15 protein-coding genes are annotated in these 18,462 nt (G+C 42.3%); 11 read left to right on the plus strand and 4 right to left on the minus strand.

The features are described from left to right. Positions 1–8: 8 nt before the first annotated feature. Together SJ2017_RS02950 and SJ2017_RS02955 are read left to right on the plus strand one after the other, a co-directional pair. Positions 9–1,433, plus strand: a complete 1,425-nt coding sequence (locus tag SJ2017_RS02950; RefSeq protein WP_080914830.1) for a hypothetical protein — start codon at positions 9–11, stop codon at positions 1,431–1,433. Positions 1,434–1,701: 268 nt separating this feature from the next. Further along, the gene (locus tag SJ2017_RS02955) at positions 1,702–2,964 is read left to right on the plus strand and encodes a tetratricopeptide repeat protein (protein WP_080914831.1); all 1,263 of its coding nucleotides are present in this window, start codon (positions 1,702–1,704) and stop codon (positions 2,962–2,964) included. Between the two features lie 118 nt (positions 2,965–3,082). On the opposite strand, the gene SJ2017_RS02960 is transcribed toward SJ2017_RS02955, so the two are convergent. Continuing rightward, entirely contained in the window at positions 3,083–4,090 is a 1,008-nt protein-coding gene (locus tag SJ2017_RS02960) for a class I SAM-dependent rRNA methyltransferase (RefSeq protein WP_080914832.1), read from the minus strand. Positions 4,091–4,364: 274 nt separating this feature from the next. Between SJ2017_RS02960 and SJ2017_RS02965 the strand changes: the two genes are divergently transcribed. Continuing rightward, entirely contained in the window at positions 4,365–6,299 is a 1,935-nt protein-coding gene (locus SJ2017_RS02965; RefSeq protein ID WP_167692883.1) for a tetratricopeptide repeat-containing diguanylate cyclase, read from the plus strand. Positions 6,300–6,330: 31 nt separating this feature from the next. Here SJ2017_RS02965 and SJ2017_RS02970 read toward each other — a convergent pair whose 3' ends face one another. The 3 genes from SJ2017_RS02970 to arfB all read right to left on the minus strand — a co-directional run bounded on the left by SJ2017_RS02970 (position 6,331) and on the right by arfB (position 7,772). Beyond that, a complete protein-coding gene (locus SJ2017_RS02970; RefSeq protein ID WP_055022804.1) occupies positions 6,331–6,732 on the minus strand; it encodes a DUF3859 domain-containing protein in 402 nt (133 codons plus the stop codon). 32 nt (positions 6,733–6,764) lie between these two features. Further along, positions 6,765–7,208: a type II 3-dehydroquinate dehydratase gene (aroQ, locus tag SJ2017_RS02975; RefSeq protein WP_080914834.1), complete on the minus strand. Its 444-nt coding sequence runs from the start codon at positions 7,206–7,208 to the stop codon at positions 6,765–6,767. A gap of 147 nt (positions 7,209–7,355) precedes the next feature. Then, the gene (arfB, locus tag SJ2017_RS02980; protein ID WP_055022802.1) at positions 7,356–7,772 is read right to left on the minus strand and encodes an alternative ribosome rescue aminoacyl-tRNA hydrolase ArfB; all 417 of its coding nucleotides are present in this window, start codon (positions 7,770–7,772) and stop codon (positions 7,356–7,358) included. A gap of 160 nt (positions 7,773–7,932) precedes the next feature. Between arfB and SJ2017_RS02985 the strand changes: the two genes are divergently transcribed. The 8 genes from SJ2017_RS02985 to SJ2017_RS03020 all read left to right on the plus strand — a co-directional run bounded on the left by SJ2017_RS02985 (position 7,933) and on the right by SJ2017_RS03020 (position 18,409). Then, complete coding sequence (locus tag SJ2017_RS02985; RefSeq protein WP_080914835.1) at positions 7,933–8,286, plus strand: SpoIIAA family protein; 354 nt, start codon at positions 7,933–7,935, stop codon at positions 8,284–8,286. 72 nt (positions 8,287–8,358) lie between these two features. Further along, on the plus strand, positions 8,359–8,553 hold the full coding sequence (locus tag SJ2017_RS02990) for a DUF3012 domain-containing protein (RefSeq protein ID WP_055022800.1): 195 nt from the start codon (positions 8,359–8,361) through the stop codon (positions 8,551–8,553). A 162-nt stretch (positions 8,554–8,715) separates the two neighbouring features. Beyond that, positions 8,716–9,144: a hypothetical protein gene (locus tag SJ2017_RS02995; protein ID WP_055022799.1), complete on the plus strand. Its 429-nt coding sequence runs from the start codon at positions 8,716–8,718 to the stop codon at positions 9,142–9,144. Positions 9,145–9,369: 225 nt separating this feature from the next. Beyond that, positions 9,370–10,719: a TolC family protein gene (locus SJ2017_RS03000; protein WP_244899762.1), complete on the plus strand. Its 1,350-nt coding sequence runs from the start codon at positions 9,370–9,372 to the stop codon at positions 10,717–10,719. 66 nt (positions 10,720–10,785) lie between these two features. After that, positions 10,786–11,961 carry an efflux RND transporter periplasmic adaptor subunit gene (locus tag SJ2017_RS03005; protein ID WP_080914836.1) on the plus strand — a complete coding sequence of 392 codons (1,176 nt, stop codon included), beginning with the start codon at positions 10,786–10,788 and terminating at the stop codon, positions 11,959–11,961. Between the two features lie 9 nt (positions 11,962–11,970). Further along, positions 11,971–15,183 (plus strand): efflux RND transporter permease subunit, encoded by a 3,213-nt coding sequence (locus SJ2017_RS03010; RefSeq protein WP_080914837.1) that lies wholly within the window; start codon positions 11,971–11,973, stop codon positions 15,181–15,183. A gap of 198 nt (positions 15,184–15,381) precedes the next feature. Beyond that, positions 15,382–16,320: a TAXI family TRAP transporter solute-binding subunit gene (locus tag SJ2017_RS03015; protein ID WP_259651253.1), complete on the plus strand. Its 939-nt coding sequence runs from the start codon at positions 15,382–15,384 to the stop codon at positions 16,318–16,320. Positions 16,321–16,450: 130 nt separating this feature from the next. Further along, positions 16,451–18,409 carry a TRAP transporter permease gene (locus SJ2017_RS03020; protein WP_080914838.1) on the plus strand — a complete coding sequence of 653 codons (1,959 nt, stop codon included), beginning with the start codon at positions 16,451–16,453 and terminating at the stop codon, positions 18,407–18,409. The last annotated feature ends 53 nt before the right edge of the window (positions 18,410–18,462 follow it).

Consider the following 18,462-nt stretch of genomic DNA (forward strand, 5'->3'; position numbering starts at 1 on the left):
GATTTTAAATGAAATTGACAACTAGATTAGGGATGCTGTTAGCACTGTCTTGTTCAACGGCCTCTGTAGCTCAAGCTGATGAACTTGAACTGGTATCAGGACAATACTTCTACGGCTATGAAGAGCAGTTTAATCATGGCTCTTGGGGGATCATTGATGATTTAGATTTTTCTGAGTTACAAGAAGAAAACCCTAATTCGTTAAAGAGAGAACTGAAGGCATTGTACTCTGAAGATGAGAAAATGTACTTTGATGTTCAATGGACCCGTAAAACGTTAAAGAAAATGTTCCCTGAGCAATGGGCACAAGTTAAAAACCTAGAAGGTGATGAGCGCCGCGACGCCATTAAGAATATACGTAACCAAGCATGCGATGCCAAAATGGAAGTGGGTTATGCCACAACATATGGCATTGTCGGTGAAGGTTATGCTGCTGAATTAGATACGCATGCCTGTGGCGGTGAAACTCAACTTGGAACCGTTAGAATGCGCACTTATGTGCCAACAGTTCCAGGTGCAAAGTATGCTATTTCTGTTAAATATCAAAAGCGTGACTATGATTATGAAGCTCATGGCGCACGAAATGAAGCAAATGCATATCGTGATTTAATTGTACGAGTAGGCTCGGAAAAACATAACTTATCACTTGACGCTGTCGAAGGTGAGTCACTGGATCAAGGCTTTAAAAAAGCTTGGATAACGTTTACAGCTGATCGCTTTTATACGCCTGTGATTTTACGTGACAGTGGTTTTCCAGATAGTTACGGTGTCTTGATCCGTGGTGTGCAAGCATTTAAGACTGAAGACAATGATCGTGAATTAGAATGTGCGGCTTATTATCCTGAATTTAGTCGTGATCTAAAGCGTTGTTTAGTGGGAGACGTTGATCCTAATTTAATGGGCTGTGACTTAACACAAGCAACACTAAATTGGACGAAAGGCGATAAGCTTATTGATGACGAAAGTCGTTCTATTGAAGAAAATATCTTTAGTACTGCTAAAAATACCTTCTTATCTTTGGGTCAAGCAGGAAAGCTTAACCTGATTTTAAAAGAAAATGGTATTAATGCTAGCTGCCCTATTTCAGGTAAAACCTTACACCTTAACGAGTACACAGGTAATAATGGTACTTATGAGGAGTATGCTGAAAAAGGAGTGATTGCGGTTAAATTATTAGGTTGTATGGACGATAGTTTAAACGGTGTGTCTTTATTGGCAAATCAACATTTCTCTGCTGATCCAGAGAAGCCTTTTGAATTACAAACTAACGATAAATTCGAATATAACTTCGCTCCAGAGGTTTATGCTGAATGTCGATTATCAAGAATTACCATTAAAGATAAAACGCATAAAATCCCAGAAACACAACAGGGATATGTAGAGAATAGTGATGGTATCGATTTAAATAAGATGACGCTTTCTAACGAAGATTAATTCGCACGTTGCTTCATTTAATGAACTAAAAGGCTGCCAATTGGCAGCCTTTTTTATTAGTTAATTTTTCCCATAAGACTCTATTTCAAAGAAGGATTTTTGTTTGTTTGAAATTATTTTTCATCACTTACTATTGGAGGTGTGTATAAAAAGTGTGCTAGGTTAGAATTTGTAAGCACGAGCTTAATGTCAATATCAATGGCTCATTACGCTTATGAAGCAGTGAATATTGCAGAATGAATAATATTAAGGATGATAAGAGGTGTTTATGCTCAGGATGTTGCGATTAACGATAAATGGAACCGCAGTTGAACCGTTTCGCAAAAATATAGTTGGTTACTTAACGCCATTGTTCTTTGGCGGCATGTTATCTTTTTTATTAGCAGGTTGTAGCACCACCTCGCACTCTTCAGCCAAATTAAATGTAATGCCTCTTCCTGAAAATGGCGCTTATTTTGTTAACGCAATAGATTTGGATATAGCAAAAAATAACTTAGTTCCATCGGTAGAGAGTTTGTCAGCATTACTACCAGATCAAGTCGAAGAGCTTGAAGCCTTTATTGCAAGACCTGAGATTGCTGAGCTTTCGAAGCGATATCAATTGGTTCGTTTTATTAACAATAAAATGGTTAATTTTAATTACGAAGGCTTAAATTATAATGCGGCTCAAGCTTGGCAAAATAAGTCTGGTAATTGCATGGCTTTAGCTATGCTTACTTATGGTGTGGCAAAGCATTTAAACGTGAGAGCTGTTTTTCAAGTGGTCCACTCGGCGCCTTTATTAACGCATATTTCAAATGACTTAGTCGTGACCTCAGATCATGTCCGTACCTTTTTATATGAAACGGATGCTGGGGGTGTATATATTAATGGTAGTGAATTCACCGTCATAGATTATTTCCCTGATAGAAACGATCGCACGGGAGCGGTGGTCAGTGAAGATGAGTTTCTTGCTATGTTTTATCGTAACCTCGCTGCAGATGCCCTTCTCGCCAATGACTTAACCTTGACTTACTCTCTATTAGAAAAAGGCTTACAACTTGCCCCTAAGTATATTCCATTGATTAATATGATGGCTGTGGTGCATCGACGAGTGGGAGATTATCAAGTTGCTGATGCTTACTATCAATATGGCCTACAGTTTGAATCTAACTCACTGACATTATTAAGTAACTATAACTATTCATTATATTCACAAGGTAAAGTACTAGAAGCTGATGCCATTTATCAGCAACTCATTCAGCTAGAGAATGAGACACCTTACGGTTGGTACTCAATGGCGCAAGAAGCGACGAGACAGCAAGACTATTTTGCTGCAGAAGCATTCTTAAAAAAGTTTATCAATAACAGCCCTTATTATCATCAAGCCTATTATGAACTCGCCAAAGTACAGAATGCACAAGGCAAAGTGTTAAGTGCGAAAAAAACGCTCGAAAAAGCATTGGAGTTAACATCTATGGGTAAGAGTCAGCAAAAGTACTTAGCAAAATTATCTTGGCTTAAGCAAAGTAACAGCCCTAGTCACCGGTAGTAGAACAGCTAATCAGTAATAATAAAGCCGCATATTGCGGCTTTTTAATTTATGAGTTTAAGCGAGGCTGCTGCGTTCTAATCAATACTCAGTTCTTAGCTTTGGATGCGCTTTGGTATTAGTCAATGCTTAGCGCGACCATTTTCAACGGATGATTGCCATCAAATGAAGGGAAGTCTTCATGGCAGTGGATCCATTGTTGATGAGTCACACGCCGACCTTGTTTTTTAACACAGCGAATTAAGCTCTTCAGCCAAGTATCACGCTCAACTTTAGCGACATTATTACAACACACAATCGTGCCGCCAGATTTTGTAGCTAACATGGCAGGTTTAAATAAGCCTTGGTAATCATTGATTAAATCGACAGTACCAAATGGACTTTTAGCAAAGCGAGGGGGATCGAGAAAGACTAAATCAAATTGTGTTGCTGGCAGCTTTGGGTATTTAGGTAATTTTTGCCCACGGCGTCCGCCGACCTTAAGGCCTGCAAGCTGACGTAAAGCTGGAAAAGCATCACTTTGTATAAACTCACACACTTCTGTCACGCCATTAAGTTCGGCATTTTTCTTTCCCGCCGCTAATGCAAAAGAAGAAAAGTCTACGTTCGTGACCTTAGTTGCCCCGCCCATTGCTGCCGCAGTGCCGATGCCACAGGTGTATGAAAATAAATTCAGCACCGTTTTATGTTCACTATGCTCTCTAACAAATTCACGGCCAACTCTCATGTCTAAAAACAGCAGAGGGTCTTGTCCTTCATGGCGTAATTTAGACGTAAATTGAATGCCATTCTCTTTAATAACTTGTTCAGAGCAAGCAAATTCGTGATGGTCACTTTGTAGTGCATTTTCGACACGGGAATTGCGTTTTGAGCGATCATTATAAATGACAGGTAATGCCGTTAATTCTGTGAGGACTTGAGTCAATTCTTCCAGCTGCGTTTCAGTTAAGGTCTGGTGAAATGTTTGAATTAACCATGCATTGCCATAGCGATCAATATTCAGTCCATTTTCACCTTCAACAGTGCCATGGTAAATACGAAAGCAATCTGTTTGACTGGCTTCTGCTTGAGCGAGAAATGTTGCTCTACGATCGATGGCATGGGTTAATGATGTTTGCAAAGACATAAATAAGTGCTCAGTGGCGAATAGAGATATAAACGGTGATTATATCAAGCTTTACTAGATTAAGGGGAAATCCCTAGCCTGAAAGGCTGGTAATTATGGCAATAGCGCCTAGGCTAAAAGAAGATTATCCATAAATTTAGTGATGGAGGCTCAGTTTTCAGATGTTAATAGTATTTCAGCTATTGAATAGGGCATATATTACTGAGCCCGTAGGTTGATTGGTTAGGATTTAGAGGTTTATTTGAAGCAGCTATTTTGTATTTCCGCTAAAAAAATGTTGTTTTGTATCCTGGGCCTATGTGGTTTTAGTTTGACTTTATCTGCCAATGAACTGGTTTTTGACCCTTTGCTCACGATTAATAATAGTCAGCAAGGGCGACAGTTGGTTGAGCTTTATTTTCAAGCAGAAAATTCACCAGATAACACATTTAATACCATAACAAGCATGAACACTTCAGGCGTGTTTGATAATAATGTGTTTTACACCGCTGTTTATTATCGCATTCTCCATAATATTGCTGTTGCAAAATCGGATCTCGATGCTGCGTCCCAGTCCGCTGAGAAATTATTTGAGTATGGTCAATCGCAACAGCTGGATTGGATCCTTGCAGAAGGCTTGACCTTAAAAGGGATCCTCGCTGCCCGCCAAGGTGAAAGCAAACAGGCTTTTGACTATATTGAGCAAGCGATTGTAATCTGTGAATCAATTCATTATGAGCGACTATTAGCAAGAGCACTCAATACTCGAGGTATATTACACTCACGCAATTTAGACTACGAAGCATCTTTAAGTGATTATCAAAAAGCCATTTCATTGTTAGATGAGAGTAACCAATATCATTTTTTAGGGCGAATATATTCAAATATTTCAGTAGTTTATTCGAGATTGAAAGATTGGCAAAATGCCATTGAATACAATCAGAAAGCCGCCGAATTGTTGTTGAAGGACGACAATATCAGCTATGAGCTACTGGTTGTTTTATATAGTAATGCCAGTAATTTGATGTTGCAGGTTAATGATATCGCCGCCGCGACAGATTTTAGCCATAAGAGCACAGTTGCAGCACGTCAGTCAGACAATGTGCAGTTAATTGTAAATGCATTATGGACTGAAGCAGAATTATTGTTGCAGCAACAACATATGAGCCAAGCAGAGCCGATTATATTGGAATGTCTATCCCTTGCTCACGGAGCCTTAGATCCCCTAGCATCAAAGCAATGTTTATATGGTTTAAGTGAGGTAAGATTTAGTCAAAAAAACTATGAGCAAGCAACAGAGTATGCAAACCAATTATTGCTAGATTTTGAAGATATTAATAATCAAGATTGGCTCTTAAAAACACATCAATTACTTGCCCAAATTTACCAAGAAACGGCTCAATACCCAGAAGCTCTCGCACATTTGACCACTTATTATGAAGGCACTCAACGGCAACTGTTCGATAAACGTGAAAAACAAATCTATGAGTTACAAGTGAAATTCGATGCGCAATTACAAGATGAAAAAATTGCGTTATTGACTGCGGAGAATAACTTAAAAGCTGCCACGTTAGAGAAAAAAGAGCTCCAAGAAAAGTTGTGGGTTATAGTGTTTAGTGGATTAACTATCGGAATCGCGCTTCTCATTCATCGCTATACGTCTAATAAAAAACGTATCTCAACATTACGTTCAACTAACAAAAATCTCTATATACAATCGAATAAAGACCCACTGACGGGTTTATACAATCGCCGGTTTGTAAATAACTTTGTTGAGCATAACATCACTAAAACAGGGGTAGAGTATTACAGTGTGCTCATTTTGGATTGTGATTTGTTCAAGAAAATCAATGATACCCATGGTCATGACGCTGGCGATGAAGTGTTAATGGCATGTGCTACTCGTTTGCAAAACAGAATCAGAGCAAACGATGTGCTAGCTCGTTGGGGCGGTGAAGAGTTCCTGATATTATTAGCGCTTGAGTCTGATGAATTGCAACAGCATATCTTGGAACGATTTAATCAGGTGATAGCAGATACCCCGGTAGAATATTCTGGACATTCACTCAAGGTGACGATTTCTATTGGGGCAACTAAGCCTATTTTATCGTCTGAACTTGTGCAACATTGGCAGCATTATCTCACTTTAGCCGATAGTGCGTTGTATCAGGCAAAATCACATGGACGAAACTGTGCTTTTATCGATGGGGCAATTATTGAAGCTTCATAGTTTACAAAGCTCGTACATTGCCAAGGTTTGCTTAGGAATTTGAAGGTACAGAATGAACCTTAAAGGTTTTATCGGCAATCAGTTTACCATTGAGTTCTAGTGTCATGCGCCAGTTTCCCACTTTGTTACTCACAGGTGCCCAAATACAATCGCCTAAATAAAACTTCCAATCATTTTCTTTTATATACACTTCGCCATCGTAAGGCGCTTCAATATTACCTTCTGCATCAGGGATATTTGGATGATAGATACAATATTTAAGCACTTGGTTTTTCGCTTTTTTAATGCGAGTGACAAAGCCGAACTCCATGTCTATTACGGCTGGCACATGGACTGTCGCTTCTAAAAAGCGGGGGAGCTCATCACTTTCAGAGTCCCACTTACTGAAGATGCCTGATTGGATAACCTTGATATCTGCTTTTAATTTACTCATAAACGTCTAAATTTAATTGACTTGGGTAGCGATTATTTCGCCTTAATGTGCTTAATCGCTGCTTGCATTGCAAACTCATAACCTTGAATGCCTAACCCGCAAATAACCCCTTGTGCTTTATCTGAAAAATAAGAATGACTTCTAAAGGGCTCTCTGGCGTGCACATTTGAAATGTGAACCTCAATAAGGGGAATGTTAACGCCTAAGATCGCATCTCTTAGTGCGACACTTGTATGAGTGAACGCTGCAGGGTTAATAATAATGAATTGAGCGTCAGTTGAATGAATCGCATCGATAAGCTGATACTCGGCATTAGATTGAATATGATCAAACGCTAAGCCAGACTGTTGAGCTAATTGGCGAGCATTTTCAACCAAGGTGTCTAAGTTATCACTACCGTATAATCCAGGCTCTCGGCGGCCCAATAAGTTAAGGTTCGGGCCGTTAACCAATAAAACTTTTGCTTGCGTTGACATGTTCATTCCTTGCTAAAAGTGTTGCAGCTCGCTGCGTTAAGTCAATTGCGATGTTACTGATCAAATGATTGGACTTAAGTGAGTGTAATTTATCATGATAATGATAGCCAAATCGGGAATTATTTTCATGATAACCCGCGGTAATGGCTAATAATCAGACTTGCTTCTTCGTAGCGCTTTAGTCGCTCCGCGCTGTTTTTTTGCGTCAACACGGCGACGTTGACTAGCCTTAGTTGCTTTAGTGGCAATTCGGGCTTTTTGAACAATCCCGACGCTTTTCACTAATTCAATAAACTGCTCTAGTGCCAGTTGTCGATTAAAATCTTGGCTACGACTTTGCTGACACTTAATAATAATTTTGCCACTTTTAGTAATGCGGTGATCGGCTTTGGCTAGTAACTTTTGCTGATAAAACTCAGGGAGTGAAGACTGCCGAATATCAAAAATGATCTGCGCCGCAGTTGACACTTTATTGATATGCTGGCCTCCGGCACCACTTGAACGGATAAATTGCCATTCAATTTCATTATCTTCAATGCTGACACGGTTGGTAATATTGATCATTGTGCTAAAACGCTTCACTTTTTTAAATCATAACTGTGGTTAGCTTAACAAACTTTTGTTTAGTACAGCGGATAAGATTTGCTACTATCAACAATAATATAGGCTGAAACAGATGTTGATACATCGTTATGCAGCCGCATAGACAGTTTGGAGTTGCGTTATGTTGTGCCAAATCCCTGATATTTCCCCAGGTGTCATTAGCTTGTTTGTTAGTGGACGTTTATCGACCCATGATTACCAAACGCACTTGCAACCATTGATTACTCAGTATCGTGACAATAGTGGCCAAGTAAAATTATGCATCGAAGCTGATGTGTTGCTAGAAGGGTGGGATGTCAGCTCATTAATGGGCGGAGATAAAGTTCAATTACCGCCATTTGATGCTTTGGTGTTTGTAGGAGGCCCTGACTGGGTAGGTAACTCGGTTAATTTACTTGCGCCATTTATGCAAGGTGAAGTAGCGTGGTTTCCGTTAGAGCAAAAACAACAAGCCATAGCATGGCTTAAGCAGTGATGTCAGTGTCGTGTTGCGCCATAAAACCAGTTTAGATATATTTTTGTTATAAATTCAAGGAAGTAAAATTAAATGTTCAATAATAAAACCAACCGTTTAGCGGCTAAACTAACGATTATTTTTGCTGCAGCTGCATTGGTCCTAGGGTTGAGTGCTTGCTCGCCTGAAGTAGGAAGTGAGGCTTGGTGTAAACAAATGAAAGATAAGCCTAGTGGTGATTGGACTGCTAATGAAGCGGCTGATTATGCCAAGCATTGTGTATTCTAAATGATCATAAACCGTGATCGCGTTATTTATTATGACATTCAAGGCTAGCGGGTTTAGCACTTTTAGGTAAACTCATTGTCTTATGACTAGCCAGTACTTTCATTAAGCTATTTAACTTGCTTGTTAAGTGCTTGGCTAGGAGTTATTTATCAGAGGTCATTTGTGTCATTGTCAGCCATTAAAACATGTGCAAAATTAATGGTCGCCGTTATGTTGCTGCAATTTATCAGCACTAACTTAGGCGAGCATCAGTTGCATCTTGGTGATGGCGAAAACGAGCAAGTGAACCATTCCCACATCGTATTTTCAGCACCAGCTGATGTTTGCGATAAAGCTGATGATTTTACTCACTTATTTAATGCAACCTCGACTGCATCTGAAATCCATAACCATACGTTAATGGCTGACAACCAAGATTATGAACTGTGTTTAGATTGTCAGTGTCACGGTGGTCATAGCGCAACAATTGATTTTGTCGCTCAGCTTATGCCTGTGGCAATAATTTCTGAAGCGCCAAAAACTGTTATTCAAACTTACATTCCCCCAGAAGCACGCTTAAGTTACCGCCCTCCTATTTTATTAATCAGTTAATGACTTAACTGATTAATCTTGCACAGTTATCGTTTTAACCGACTGGTTCTGTCTAATCCTATTGGGTTTGAGGCAGCCTGTATTGAGGCTTGTTATAAGTCGCCAAAAGGTTAACTCGCTTAGAATTTAACTATTTTTCATCCAGATAATTTCAGGGTGATAACGGCTTTGCACGATTAATCATCAATTAATTTTAGATTTTGACTTAGGTCGAAACGAGAATAAATGATGAATAAATCTATTATTTCTTCAGCGCTTATTGTGCATTTAAGCATGATGGGGGCGAGTATTGCGTCTATACAAACTGTGCATGCCGAAGGGGCGTTAGCGAGCACCTTTAATCGGCCAATGCATAACACTGCTCACTCAGCACTTGAGCGCACTAATGTTACTACAAGTACTCAATCGTGGTTTGACACCTTGATGCTCAGCTTTGAACAGTTGCCACAAATACAGGCCCAAATGTCGTTAAAACGCCAAGCTTTATTGAAGTTATCAGCCGCAGATAATGCGATTTATAACCCAGAGCTTGGCGTCGATTATCAACATGCACCGGAGGACGACACCTTCACTATCGCCTTAAGTCAAACCATTGATTGGAGTGATAAGCGCGGCGCAGCAATTCGACTAGCGCAATTGGAGTCAGAAATCACCTTGTCGGAAGTGGTAGTTGAGCGCAGTCAGATACTGTCAAAACAATTGTTGGCCATAGTGGCGCTGCAACAAAATCAAACCTTGTTCGCTTTTAATCAACAGCAGTTTGATTTAGCAAGGGCGCAACTTGCATTGGCTGAGCAGCGTGTCGAAGTAGGCGATATTGCTATGGTTGAACTGCAACTCATGCGTCTTGATGTCGCCAACAATGCAGCAGCTTTGGCTTTAGCAGAGCAAGCATTACTTGTTGCAGAAACAGAAGTCTACACCTTACTAGGCCATGAGAGTGTACCTAATATAACGCTAAACAGTTTAATAGAGCTGACATTAAGCCAACGAGTCACTCCAGAGTTACCCGCATTAAAAACGGCCTATCAACAAGTCATGCTAGCCAAATTGCAGGTGAATCAGTTGAAGGCTGACTTATCTGCAGATCCCAGTATTAGCCTCAGCGCAGAGCGTGAAGGTAGTGATAATAAATGGGGGCTAGGTGTGTCGATTCCATTAACTGTCCGAAACAACTACCACGACTCCTTTGCTGCAGCGAACGAAAGCATTGCCATTGCTGAACAATCTTATCTAGCGACAGAAAAGGCACTGCATCAACAGTGGCAGTTATTTACTCGTGCAATCCCAAGATTATTAACGCGCTATCAAGACTGGCAGCAATTAGTTGAGCAATCAGGTCAAGAGGCGACAGCTTTGATTTCAGGCCAATGGCAAACAGGTGATATTAGCACCAGTGATTATCTGCAAAGTCAGCGGCAAATGAGCACTAGCTTTGTTGCTGGCGTCAACTTAGAAGCCAATTTGTATGAACACTGGCTAACGTGGATGGGCGACAGCGGGCAGCTTGAACAAGTGCTACAGCAGCATTTTATGGCCAATAAGTCAGCAACTACCGATGCTTTAGCTGATTAACTAACAACAATATTGAGTGGTTATTTGTTGAGTTTATAAAGCGAATAACGGCTTAAAAGGAACATTATGAATATTCAACATCTTGATAAAAAACTGAGCAAACGCTCGCTAACTGTTATCGCGATACTGGTGTCAATTTGCTATATCCCCCAAGTATTAGCGGGGCCTGGGCATAACCATGCCGAGAAAGTACAACAAAACGATCGCATTACTCAGCAGAATGAAATCACTGATGAGCATAGCAATGCGTTAGTGCTTACTGAACGTCAGCAGCAAATGGCTGGTATCGAAGTGATGAGCTTATCAAGTAGCACATTTAACTTAGATGATGTGGCTACAGCAACCCTCATTGTCGATCGAGATCATACCGTCACCCTAGCGCCCCAGTTGGATGTCAGAGTGCTAAAACGTCATGTGGTGCCAGGCCAGTTAGTCAATAAAAATCAAGTTTTACTGACCTTGGGCGGCGCGGCAGTGGCTCAAGCGCAAGCGGATTATATTACCGCAGCAGCTGAGTGGAATAGAGTGAAACAGATGAGTAAAAACACCGTCAGTGAAAGTCGACGATTAGTGGCAAAAGTACAAGCTGAGCTGACTCGTGCCAACCTCGAAGCGCTCAGTATGACGGCATTGCAAATCAATCAATTGATTACCAAGCCAGAGTCCATTGGTCGTTATCAATTATTGGCACCGATCAATGGCCGGGTGCAGCAAGATGTGGCCATGATAGGTCAGGTTTCTGCTGGTGGACGCCCGTTAATGCAGTTAACGGACGAGTCACACTTATGGGTCGAAGCTCAGCTTTCTGCTCATCAGGCTGCGGGGATAAATAATGGCGATAAAGCATTAGTTAGAGTCAATGAGATATCCATTGAGGGGACGATTATTGGCCGTTCCCATGAATTGGACTTGGTGACGCGCACAGAGCAAGTATTAGTGAGCATCGATAATAGTGAATACGGTTTACATGCTGGACAATTTGCGGAGTTGTATCTACCAAATAGTCTCGATGGGGGGGTCGTGTTGCCTGATTCAGCGTTAACCCGCAGTAGCGATGGTCATTGGCAAGTGTTTATTCAAGAAGATGATGGGTTTGAAGCTGTTGAAGTTGAAGTGATTGAAAGTCAGCGTGGAATTAATATGGTCAAGGGTATTGAGCCTCGCGTTCATGTGGTGATCAGTGGTGCGTTTTTGTTGGCGTCTGAACTTGCAAAAGCAGGTTTTGATATTCACAACCACTAGGAGCTGAGCATGTTATATAAATTAATCGAAACAGCGGTTAAACACCGATTTGTAGTGGGTTTGGGTTTGCTCGCTATTGTTATAGCTAGTGTATTCATGTTGCCAAAGCTGAATTTAGATGCGTTTCCTGACGTGACGAATGTGCAAGTTACTGTGAATACCGAGGCTGAAGGCTTAGCAGCAGAAGAGGTAGAAAAGCTCATTAGTTATCCTGTTGAATCTGCCATGTATGCTTTGCCTGAGGTCACAGAAGTTCGCTCGTTGTCACGTACTGGCTTGTCGATTGTGACAGTGGTTTTTGCTGAAGGTACAGATATTTACTTTGCTCGCCAGCAAGTGTTTGAGCAGCTGCAAGCCGCTAAAGAGATGATCCCAGATGGTGTCGGTGTGCCTGAGATTGGGCCGAATACCTCAGGGCTAGGGCAGATTTATCAATATATCTTGCGGGCAACACCTGAATCAAGCGTTGATGCCGCAGAGCTTCGTAGCCTCAATGATTACTTAGTGAAGTTGATTTTAATGCCTGTTGGCGGCGTTACCGAGGTGTTGTCATTTGGCGGTGATGTACGTCAATACCAAGTGAACATCGACCCCAACAAGCTACTCAGTTACCGCCTAACAATGGCACAATTGACAGAGGCTCTGGAGAGTAATAATCGTAATGCTGGTGGCTGGTTTATGCCCCAAGGACAGGAGCAGCTTGTTGTTCGTGGTTATGGGTTACTGCCATCAGGTGATGCGGGATTAAGGGCAATAGCACAAATTCCATTAACAGAGGTGGCAGGCACCCCAGTTAGAGTTGCTGATATTGCGCAAGTTGAATATGGCCGTGAAATTCGTGTGGGCGCAGTAACCTTTACCCGTAAAGAGCTAAACACTGCGAATGGCAAAACAGAAGTTAATGCCATGGGCGAAGTGGTTGCAGGGGTCATTTTAAAACGAATGGGAGCAAATACTAAGGCCACGATTGATGACATTAACGAGCGGGTGAGTTTGATTGAGCAGTCACTGCCCACAGGCGTCTCATTTGAGGCGTTTTACGATCAATCAGACTTGGTTAAGCAAGCTGTCACAACGGTTGTCGATGCCTTACTAATGGCATTTGTGTTCATCGTCATTATTCTCGCTTTATTCTTGGTGAATTTGCGGGCGACATTACTGGTGTTGTTATCAATCCCTATTTCAATAGGGTTGGCATTGATGGTGATGTCCTTTTACGGTATGTCAGCAAACCTAATGTCACTGGGAGGCTTGGCGGTGGCTATAGGGATGTTAGTTGATGGCTCAGTGGTGATGGTTGAAAACATTTTCAAGCGTTTAACTGAGCATTTTCCTAATAAGCAGACTCAAGATCAACACGCAAAGCATCATGAAAATGGAAACCAAGCTGTTGTTACCCAACAAACAGCGCTGACGGTTACCCAAGTCATTATCGCGGCTAAAGAAGTATGTAGCCCCATCTTCTTTGCGACCGCAATCATCATTGTGGTATTTGCGCCTTTATTTGCTTTAGAAGGCGTTGAGGGAAAAATGTTTCAGCCGATGGCGGTGAGTATTATTCTGGCGATGATGTCAGCTTTATTCGTCGCGCTGATTGCTGTGCCTGCTATGGCTGTGTTTTTATTTAATCGTGGCGTCAGCCTCAAGCACAGCCCAATATTTGCGCCTATTGAGCGGGTCTATCGTCAGCTGCTTGCAAGCACCATAAAGCAACCCGCAATCGTGATGGTGAGTGCTGTGACGTTATTCATAGTCAGTATGATGCTAGTGCCCAAGCTAGGCACTGAGTTTGTGCCAGAACTTGAAGAAGGCACAATTAACTTACGAGTGACTTTAGCGCCAACCGCAAGCTTACAAACCTCATTAGATATCGCCCCAAAAATCGAAGCAATACTGATGGATTTTCCAGAGGTGGAATATGTATTAAGCCGTATTGGCGCCCCAGAGCTTGGTGGCGATCCTGAGCCTGTGAGTAACATTGAAATCTACATTGGTTTAAAACCAGTTGATGAATGGCAAAGCGCTGATAATCGCTATGAATTACAACATTTAATGGAAGATGAATTGAACATACTTCCTGGCTTGTTATTCACTTTTTCACAGCCTATCGCCACCCGTGTAGATGAATTGCTTTCAGGGGTTAAAGCGCAATTAGCCATTAAAATCTTCGGCCCAGACTTAGCGGTATTATCTGAAAAAGGTCAGCGATTAGCGGAGTTGGTTAGCGAGGTTGAAGGCGCTGTTGATGTGTCGCTTGAACAAGTCAGCGGCGAAGCACAATTGGTTATCAGGCCGCTACGTGATCAACTGGCGCGATATGGCTTGAGTGTCGATCAAGTGATGAGCTTGGTAAGCCAAGGTATTGGCGGTGTCAGTGCAGGGCAAGTGATTGATGGTAATGCCCGCTATGATATTAACGTGCGATTAGCTGAGCAGTTCCGCAGTTCGCCAGATGTGCTGCGAGATTTGATTTTGCGCGGCGCTAATGGTGCTCAAGTTCGTTTAGGTGATGTGGCCAAAGTCGGTATAGAAATGGCGCCGCCGAATATTCGTCGCGATGATGTGCAGCGCCGCGTTGTGGTACAAGCTAATGTATCTGGCCGTGATATGGGCTCGGTTGTAAATGATATTTATGCCATTGTGCCAAAGGCGCAGCTGCCAGCAGGTTATACCGTGGTTGTGGGAGGGCAATATGAAAATCAGCAACGAGCGCAGCACAAGCTGATGCTAGTGGTGCCGGTTTCAATTGGATTAATCGCCTTGTTATTGTTTTTCTCATTCGGCTCACTAAAACAAGTGGGACTCATTATGGCGAATGTGCCGTTAGCGTTAATCGGTGGGGTAGTCGCGCTTTACGTTACAGGGACATACTTGTCAGTGCCAAGCGCTATTGGCTTTATCACCTTATTTGGCGTGGCGGTGCTTAACGGTGTGGTGCTGGTTGATGCCATTAATCAGCGGCGAGAAGAACACAATCAATCTGAATCACTGCAAACCAGCGTGTTTGAAGGCACTATTGGCCGATTGCGCCCTGTGCTGATGACGGCATTAACTTCAGCCTTAGGAGTCATCCCAATATTACTGTCTTCGGGTGTCGGCAGTGAAATCCAGCAACCGTTAGCGATAGTGATTATTGGCGGTTTATTTAGCTCGACAGCATTAACGCTGTTGGTATTGCCGACTATGTATTTGTGGTTGTATAAGGCAAAACACAAAAAGTAGTTTCTTGATTCTAGACTTCAAAAAGTAACCCAACTGTTTAGTTGGGTTACTGTTCATATCTTCTAGTGCCGTCACACTCTGATTTCTACGACCTTCCGATACCTTGACATTATCTACCCCTTTAGAGACTATCGAGTCGAAAAAAATGTATAAATATTTAAAGGCTTTGTTAAGTAAAGTCTAATAAAATTAATAAAAATGAAGGAGAAGGCTATGTTTTATCGTGCGTTGATACTGTCTTTGTTACTAGTATTGCCAACTGCGGTTAAAGCCGAGAACTATTCAATTGGTACTGGTGGTCAAAGCGGTATTTATTATCCATTTGGCGGTGCGTTAGCCAAAGTGTGGTCTGATGAAGTCCCACAAGTAAACGTTAAGGCTGAAGTGACAGCTGCATCAGTTGAGAACACAATTAAAGTGGTACGTGGCGATATGATTGCCGGTATCGCGATGGGCAATGTTGTCCTTGATGCTTATAAAGGCGAAGGTAAGTTCAGAAGTGCAATGCCAGTGAATACACTGTTTGCCTTATATCCAAACCTTGTGCATGCCATTAGTCTTGAAAAGTCAGGCATCACTTCGCTTGCCGATCTTAAAGGAAAACGTATTTCATTAGGCGCTCCTGCCAGTGGCACAGCGGTAACGTCTGCTGCATTACTTGAGTCTATTGGTATTGATGTGAAAAAAGATATCACTGCTGTGTACCTAAATTATTCAGAAACCACCAACGCATTAGCTAATGGTCAAATTGATGCTGGCTTTATTGTGGGTGGTCAAGGTGTTGGCGCGGTAACTCAAGTGGCATTAACCCATAAGGTTAATATTATTCCTGTTTCTGCTGAAGAAAGTGCAGCGTTTATTAAGCAAAACCCTGCTTATAGCAATTACACCATTCCTGCCGATGTATACAACAATGTGGGCGCTGTGCCGACATTAAGTGTATGGAATGTGATTGTGGTTAGCGCCAAAATGAGTGATGAGATGGCGTTTAACTTAACTAAAGCTGCTTTTGAGAATATGTCAGAAGTGCAAAAGGTCGTGAAGGTTGCTGAAGCCACAACACCTGAAAATGCTGACCGCCTGCAAGGTGTGCCATTGCACCCTGGTGCGCAAAAGTATTTAGATAGTATTAAGTAGAACGCTGGATTTTCTACACGACAAAACACCTGTAGGTGAATGCAAGAACACAAAGGCAACGTAAGGTTGCCTTTGTATATTTAGGTCACTGATTGTGCTTAGGTGCAACCTTTGGCATAGAGGAAAAAATATGACCCAAGAACAAGGCAAAAAAGCCGAGCAATATGTGAGTGGGGATAATGCGCATCAAACAGGCCATAACCCTGATGTTGCCAATACACTTCCTTATGAAAAAACCATTAAAGTTATAGGCTACACAACACTTATCGTCGCAGTGTTATTGTCTTCATTTCAAATTTGGCAAGGTATTACCTCCACCATATCGGCCACTTATTTTCGACCAGTGCATTTGTGCTGGGTATTAATTCTGATTTTTTTACATTATCCGCTGATTAAAAATCGCCGCAAAAAAGGCTATTTAGCGGGGCGTGTGTTCGATCTTGCCTTGTGTGGTATCACCCTCTTTGCTGGCTATAGAATGTCCATTTTTGACTACAACGATATTGACCATATGCTTTATGGTTTAGGCACAGTTGATTTAGTGGCGGGCAGTGCATTATTACTCTTATTACTGGAAGGTTGTCGACGTACCGTGGGGTGGGTGATGGTACTGATTGCTGGTATGTTCCTCGCTTACAGTGGCTTTGGTGATTTGTTACCGGGCGCGATGGCCACCAAAGCTTATTCACTGCAAGAGTTGATTCAGTTCCAAATATATTCAGCCAATGGTGTATTTGGCTCTGCCTTGGGTATTGCGGCCACAACAGTGTTTATTTTTGTATTGTTTGGTGCTTTTTTAGAAGTCACTGGCGCAGGTAAATTCTTTATCGACTTAGCCTTTTCAATTGCGGGTAAGTATCGTGGCGGCCCAGCCAAAGCTGCAGTATTGGCATCAGCTGGGCTTGGCTCTATTTCTGGATCGGCAATTGCAAACACGGTGACCACGGGCGCTGTGACGATTCCGATGATGAAGAAGTTAGGTTATACCCCAGAGCAGTCGGCAGGGATTGAAGCCTCTGCTTCAACCGGTGGGCAAATTATGCCACCGATTATGGGCGCAGGTGCCTTTGTCATGGCGCAGTTTACGGGGGTGCCTTATAGCGACATCATGTTGGCCTCTATTGCGCCTGCAATTTTGTACTTCTTTTGCACCTTACTTTATGTGCACTTAATGGCATGTAAGTTAAACCTTCAAGCGGCGAGTCGTACAGAAGCGGTGATTGAAGTGATGAAACACGGTGCTCATCATCTTATTCCATTGGTGATTATCACCGTGTTATTGATGATGGCCTACTCACCATTACTGGTTGGCGTAGCGGGTTGTGCGGCGATTTTAGTGACTGCTGCACTGCGAAAACATAGCCGTATTGGGATTAAGAAGTTTATCGAAGGCATGAAAAACGGTGCGCTATTAGCGTTACCCATTTCTGTTGCTTGTGGCGCTGCTGGCATCATTGTTGGTGTGGTAGGGCAGACGGGGATTGGCTTACAGTTTACCCAATTTGTGATGGATTTTTCTGGCGGTTATATGTTGGTCGCGCTGGGACTTATCAGTATTGTGGCACTGGTTTTAGGGATGGGCTTACCGGTTACCGCAGCTTATATTGTCCTCGCTGTCATGGCTGTGCCTATGCTGGGTGACTTTGGCTTACCATTATTAACTGCTCACTTAATTGTGTTCTGGTTATCGCAAACCTCCAATGTGACTCCGCCGATTGCGCTGGCTGCATTTGCAGGCGCTGGGGTTGCCAATGCTAATCCGATGAAGTCATCCGTTGAGGTATTTAAGTTGGCAGGCGGTTTGTTCATTATCCCAATTATGATGGCCTATACCGATTTACTGAATCCTGATGCGGGCATGATGGCATTCACTTTTGCGATCATTCAAACTGCCAGCATTATTGTCGCGATTGCGATATCAATTGAAGGTTACCTTTTACGTCCGCTTTCAACGGTTGAGCGCTTGGTTGCAATCGCCACTGTCCCTTGGGTGTTGTTTAATCCATTTGGCACAGGCGTTATTGGTGTGGCGGTTGTACTGGGGTTATTGGCTGTGCAGTGGAAAACGCAAGATAAAGCTACGGTTTAATAGGGCGAGTTAACAAAAAATAGGTTTAGCTTGAACGGCTAAACCTATTTTTT

This window comes from Shewanella japonica (assembly GCF_002075795.1).
GTDB classification, from domain to species: Bacteria; Pseudomonadota; Gammaproteobacteria; order Enterobacterales; family Shewanellaceae; genus Shewanella; species Shewanella japonica.

Coding starts and splice junctions, on each gene's coding strand:
- SJ2017_RS02950 (WP_080914830.1), top strand. CDS start 9: ATGAAATTGACAACTAGATTAGGGATGCTGTTAGCACTGTCTTGTTCA.
- SJ2017_RS02955 (WP_080914831.1), top strand. CDS start 1,702: ATGCTCAGGATGTTGCGATTAACGATAAATGGAACCGCAGTTGAACCG.
- SJ2017_RS02960 (WP_080914832.1), bottom strand. CDS start 4,090: ATGTCTTTGCAAACATCATTAACCCATGCCATCGATCGTAGAGCAACA.
- SJ2017_RS02965 (WP_167692883.1), top strand. CDS start 4,365: ATGTTGTTTTGTATCCTGGGCCTATGTGGTTTTAGTTTGACTTTATCT.
- SJ2017_RS02970 (WP_055022804.1), bottom strand. CDS start 6,732: ATGAGTAAATTAAAAGCAGATATCAAGGTTATCCAATCAGGCATCTTC.
- aroQ (WP_080914834.1), bottom strand. CDS start 7,208: ATGTCAACGCAAGCAAAAGTTTTATTGGTTAACGGCCCGAACCTTAAC.
- arfB (WP_055022802.1), bottom strand. CDS start 7,772: ATGATCAATATTACCAACCGTGTCAGCATTGAAGATAATGAAATTGAA.
- SJ2017_RS02985 (WP_080914835.1), top strand. CDS start 7,933: ATGTTGTGCCAAATCCCTGATATTTCCCCAGGTGTCATTAGCTTGTTT.
- SJ2017_RS02990 (WP_055022800.1), top strand. CDS start 8,359: ATGTTCAATAATAAAACCAACCGTTTAGCGGCTAAACTAACGATTATT.
- SJ2017_RS03000 (WP_244899762.1), top strand. CDS start 9,370: ATGATGAATAAATCTATTATTTCTTCAGCGCTTATTGTGCATTTAAGC.
- SJ2017_RS03005 (WP_080914836.1), top strand. CDS start 10,786: ATGAATATTCAACATCTTGATAAAAAACTGAGCAAACGCTCGCTAACT.
- SJ2017_RS03010 (WP_080914837.1), top strand. CDS start 11,971: ATGTTATATAAATTAATCGAAACAGCGGTTAAACACCGATTTGTAGTG.
- SJ2017_RS03015 (WP_259651253.1), top strand. CDS start 15,382: ATGAAGGAGAAGGCTATGTTTTATCGTGCGTTGATACTGTCTTTGTTA.
- SJ2017_RS03020 (WP_080914838.1), top strand. CDS start 16,451: ATGACCCAAGAACAAGGCAAAAAAGCCGAGCAATATGTGAGTGGGGAT.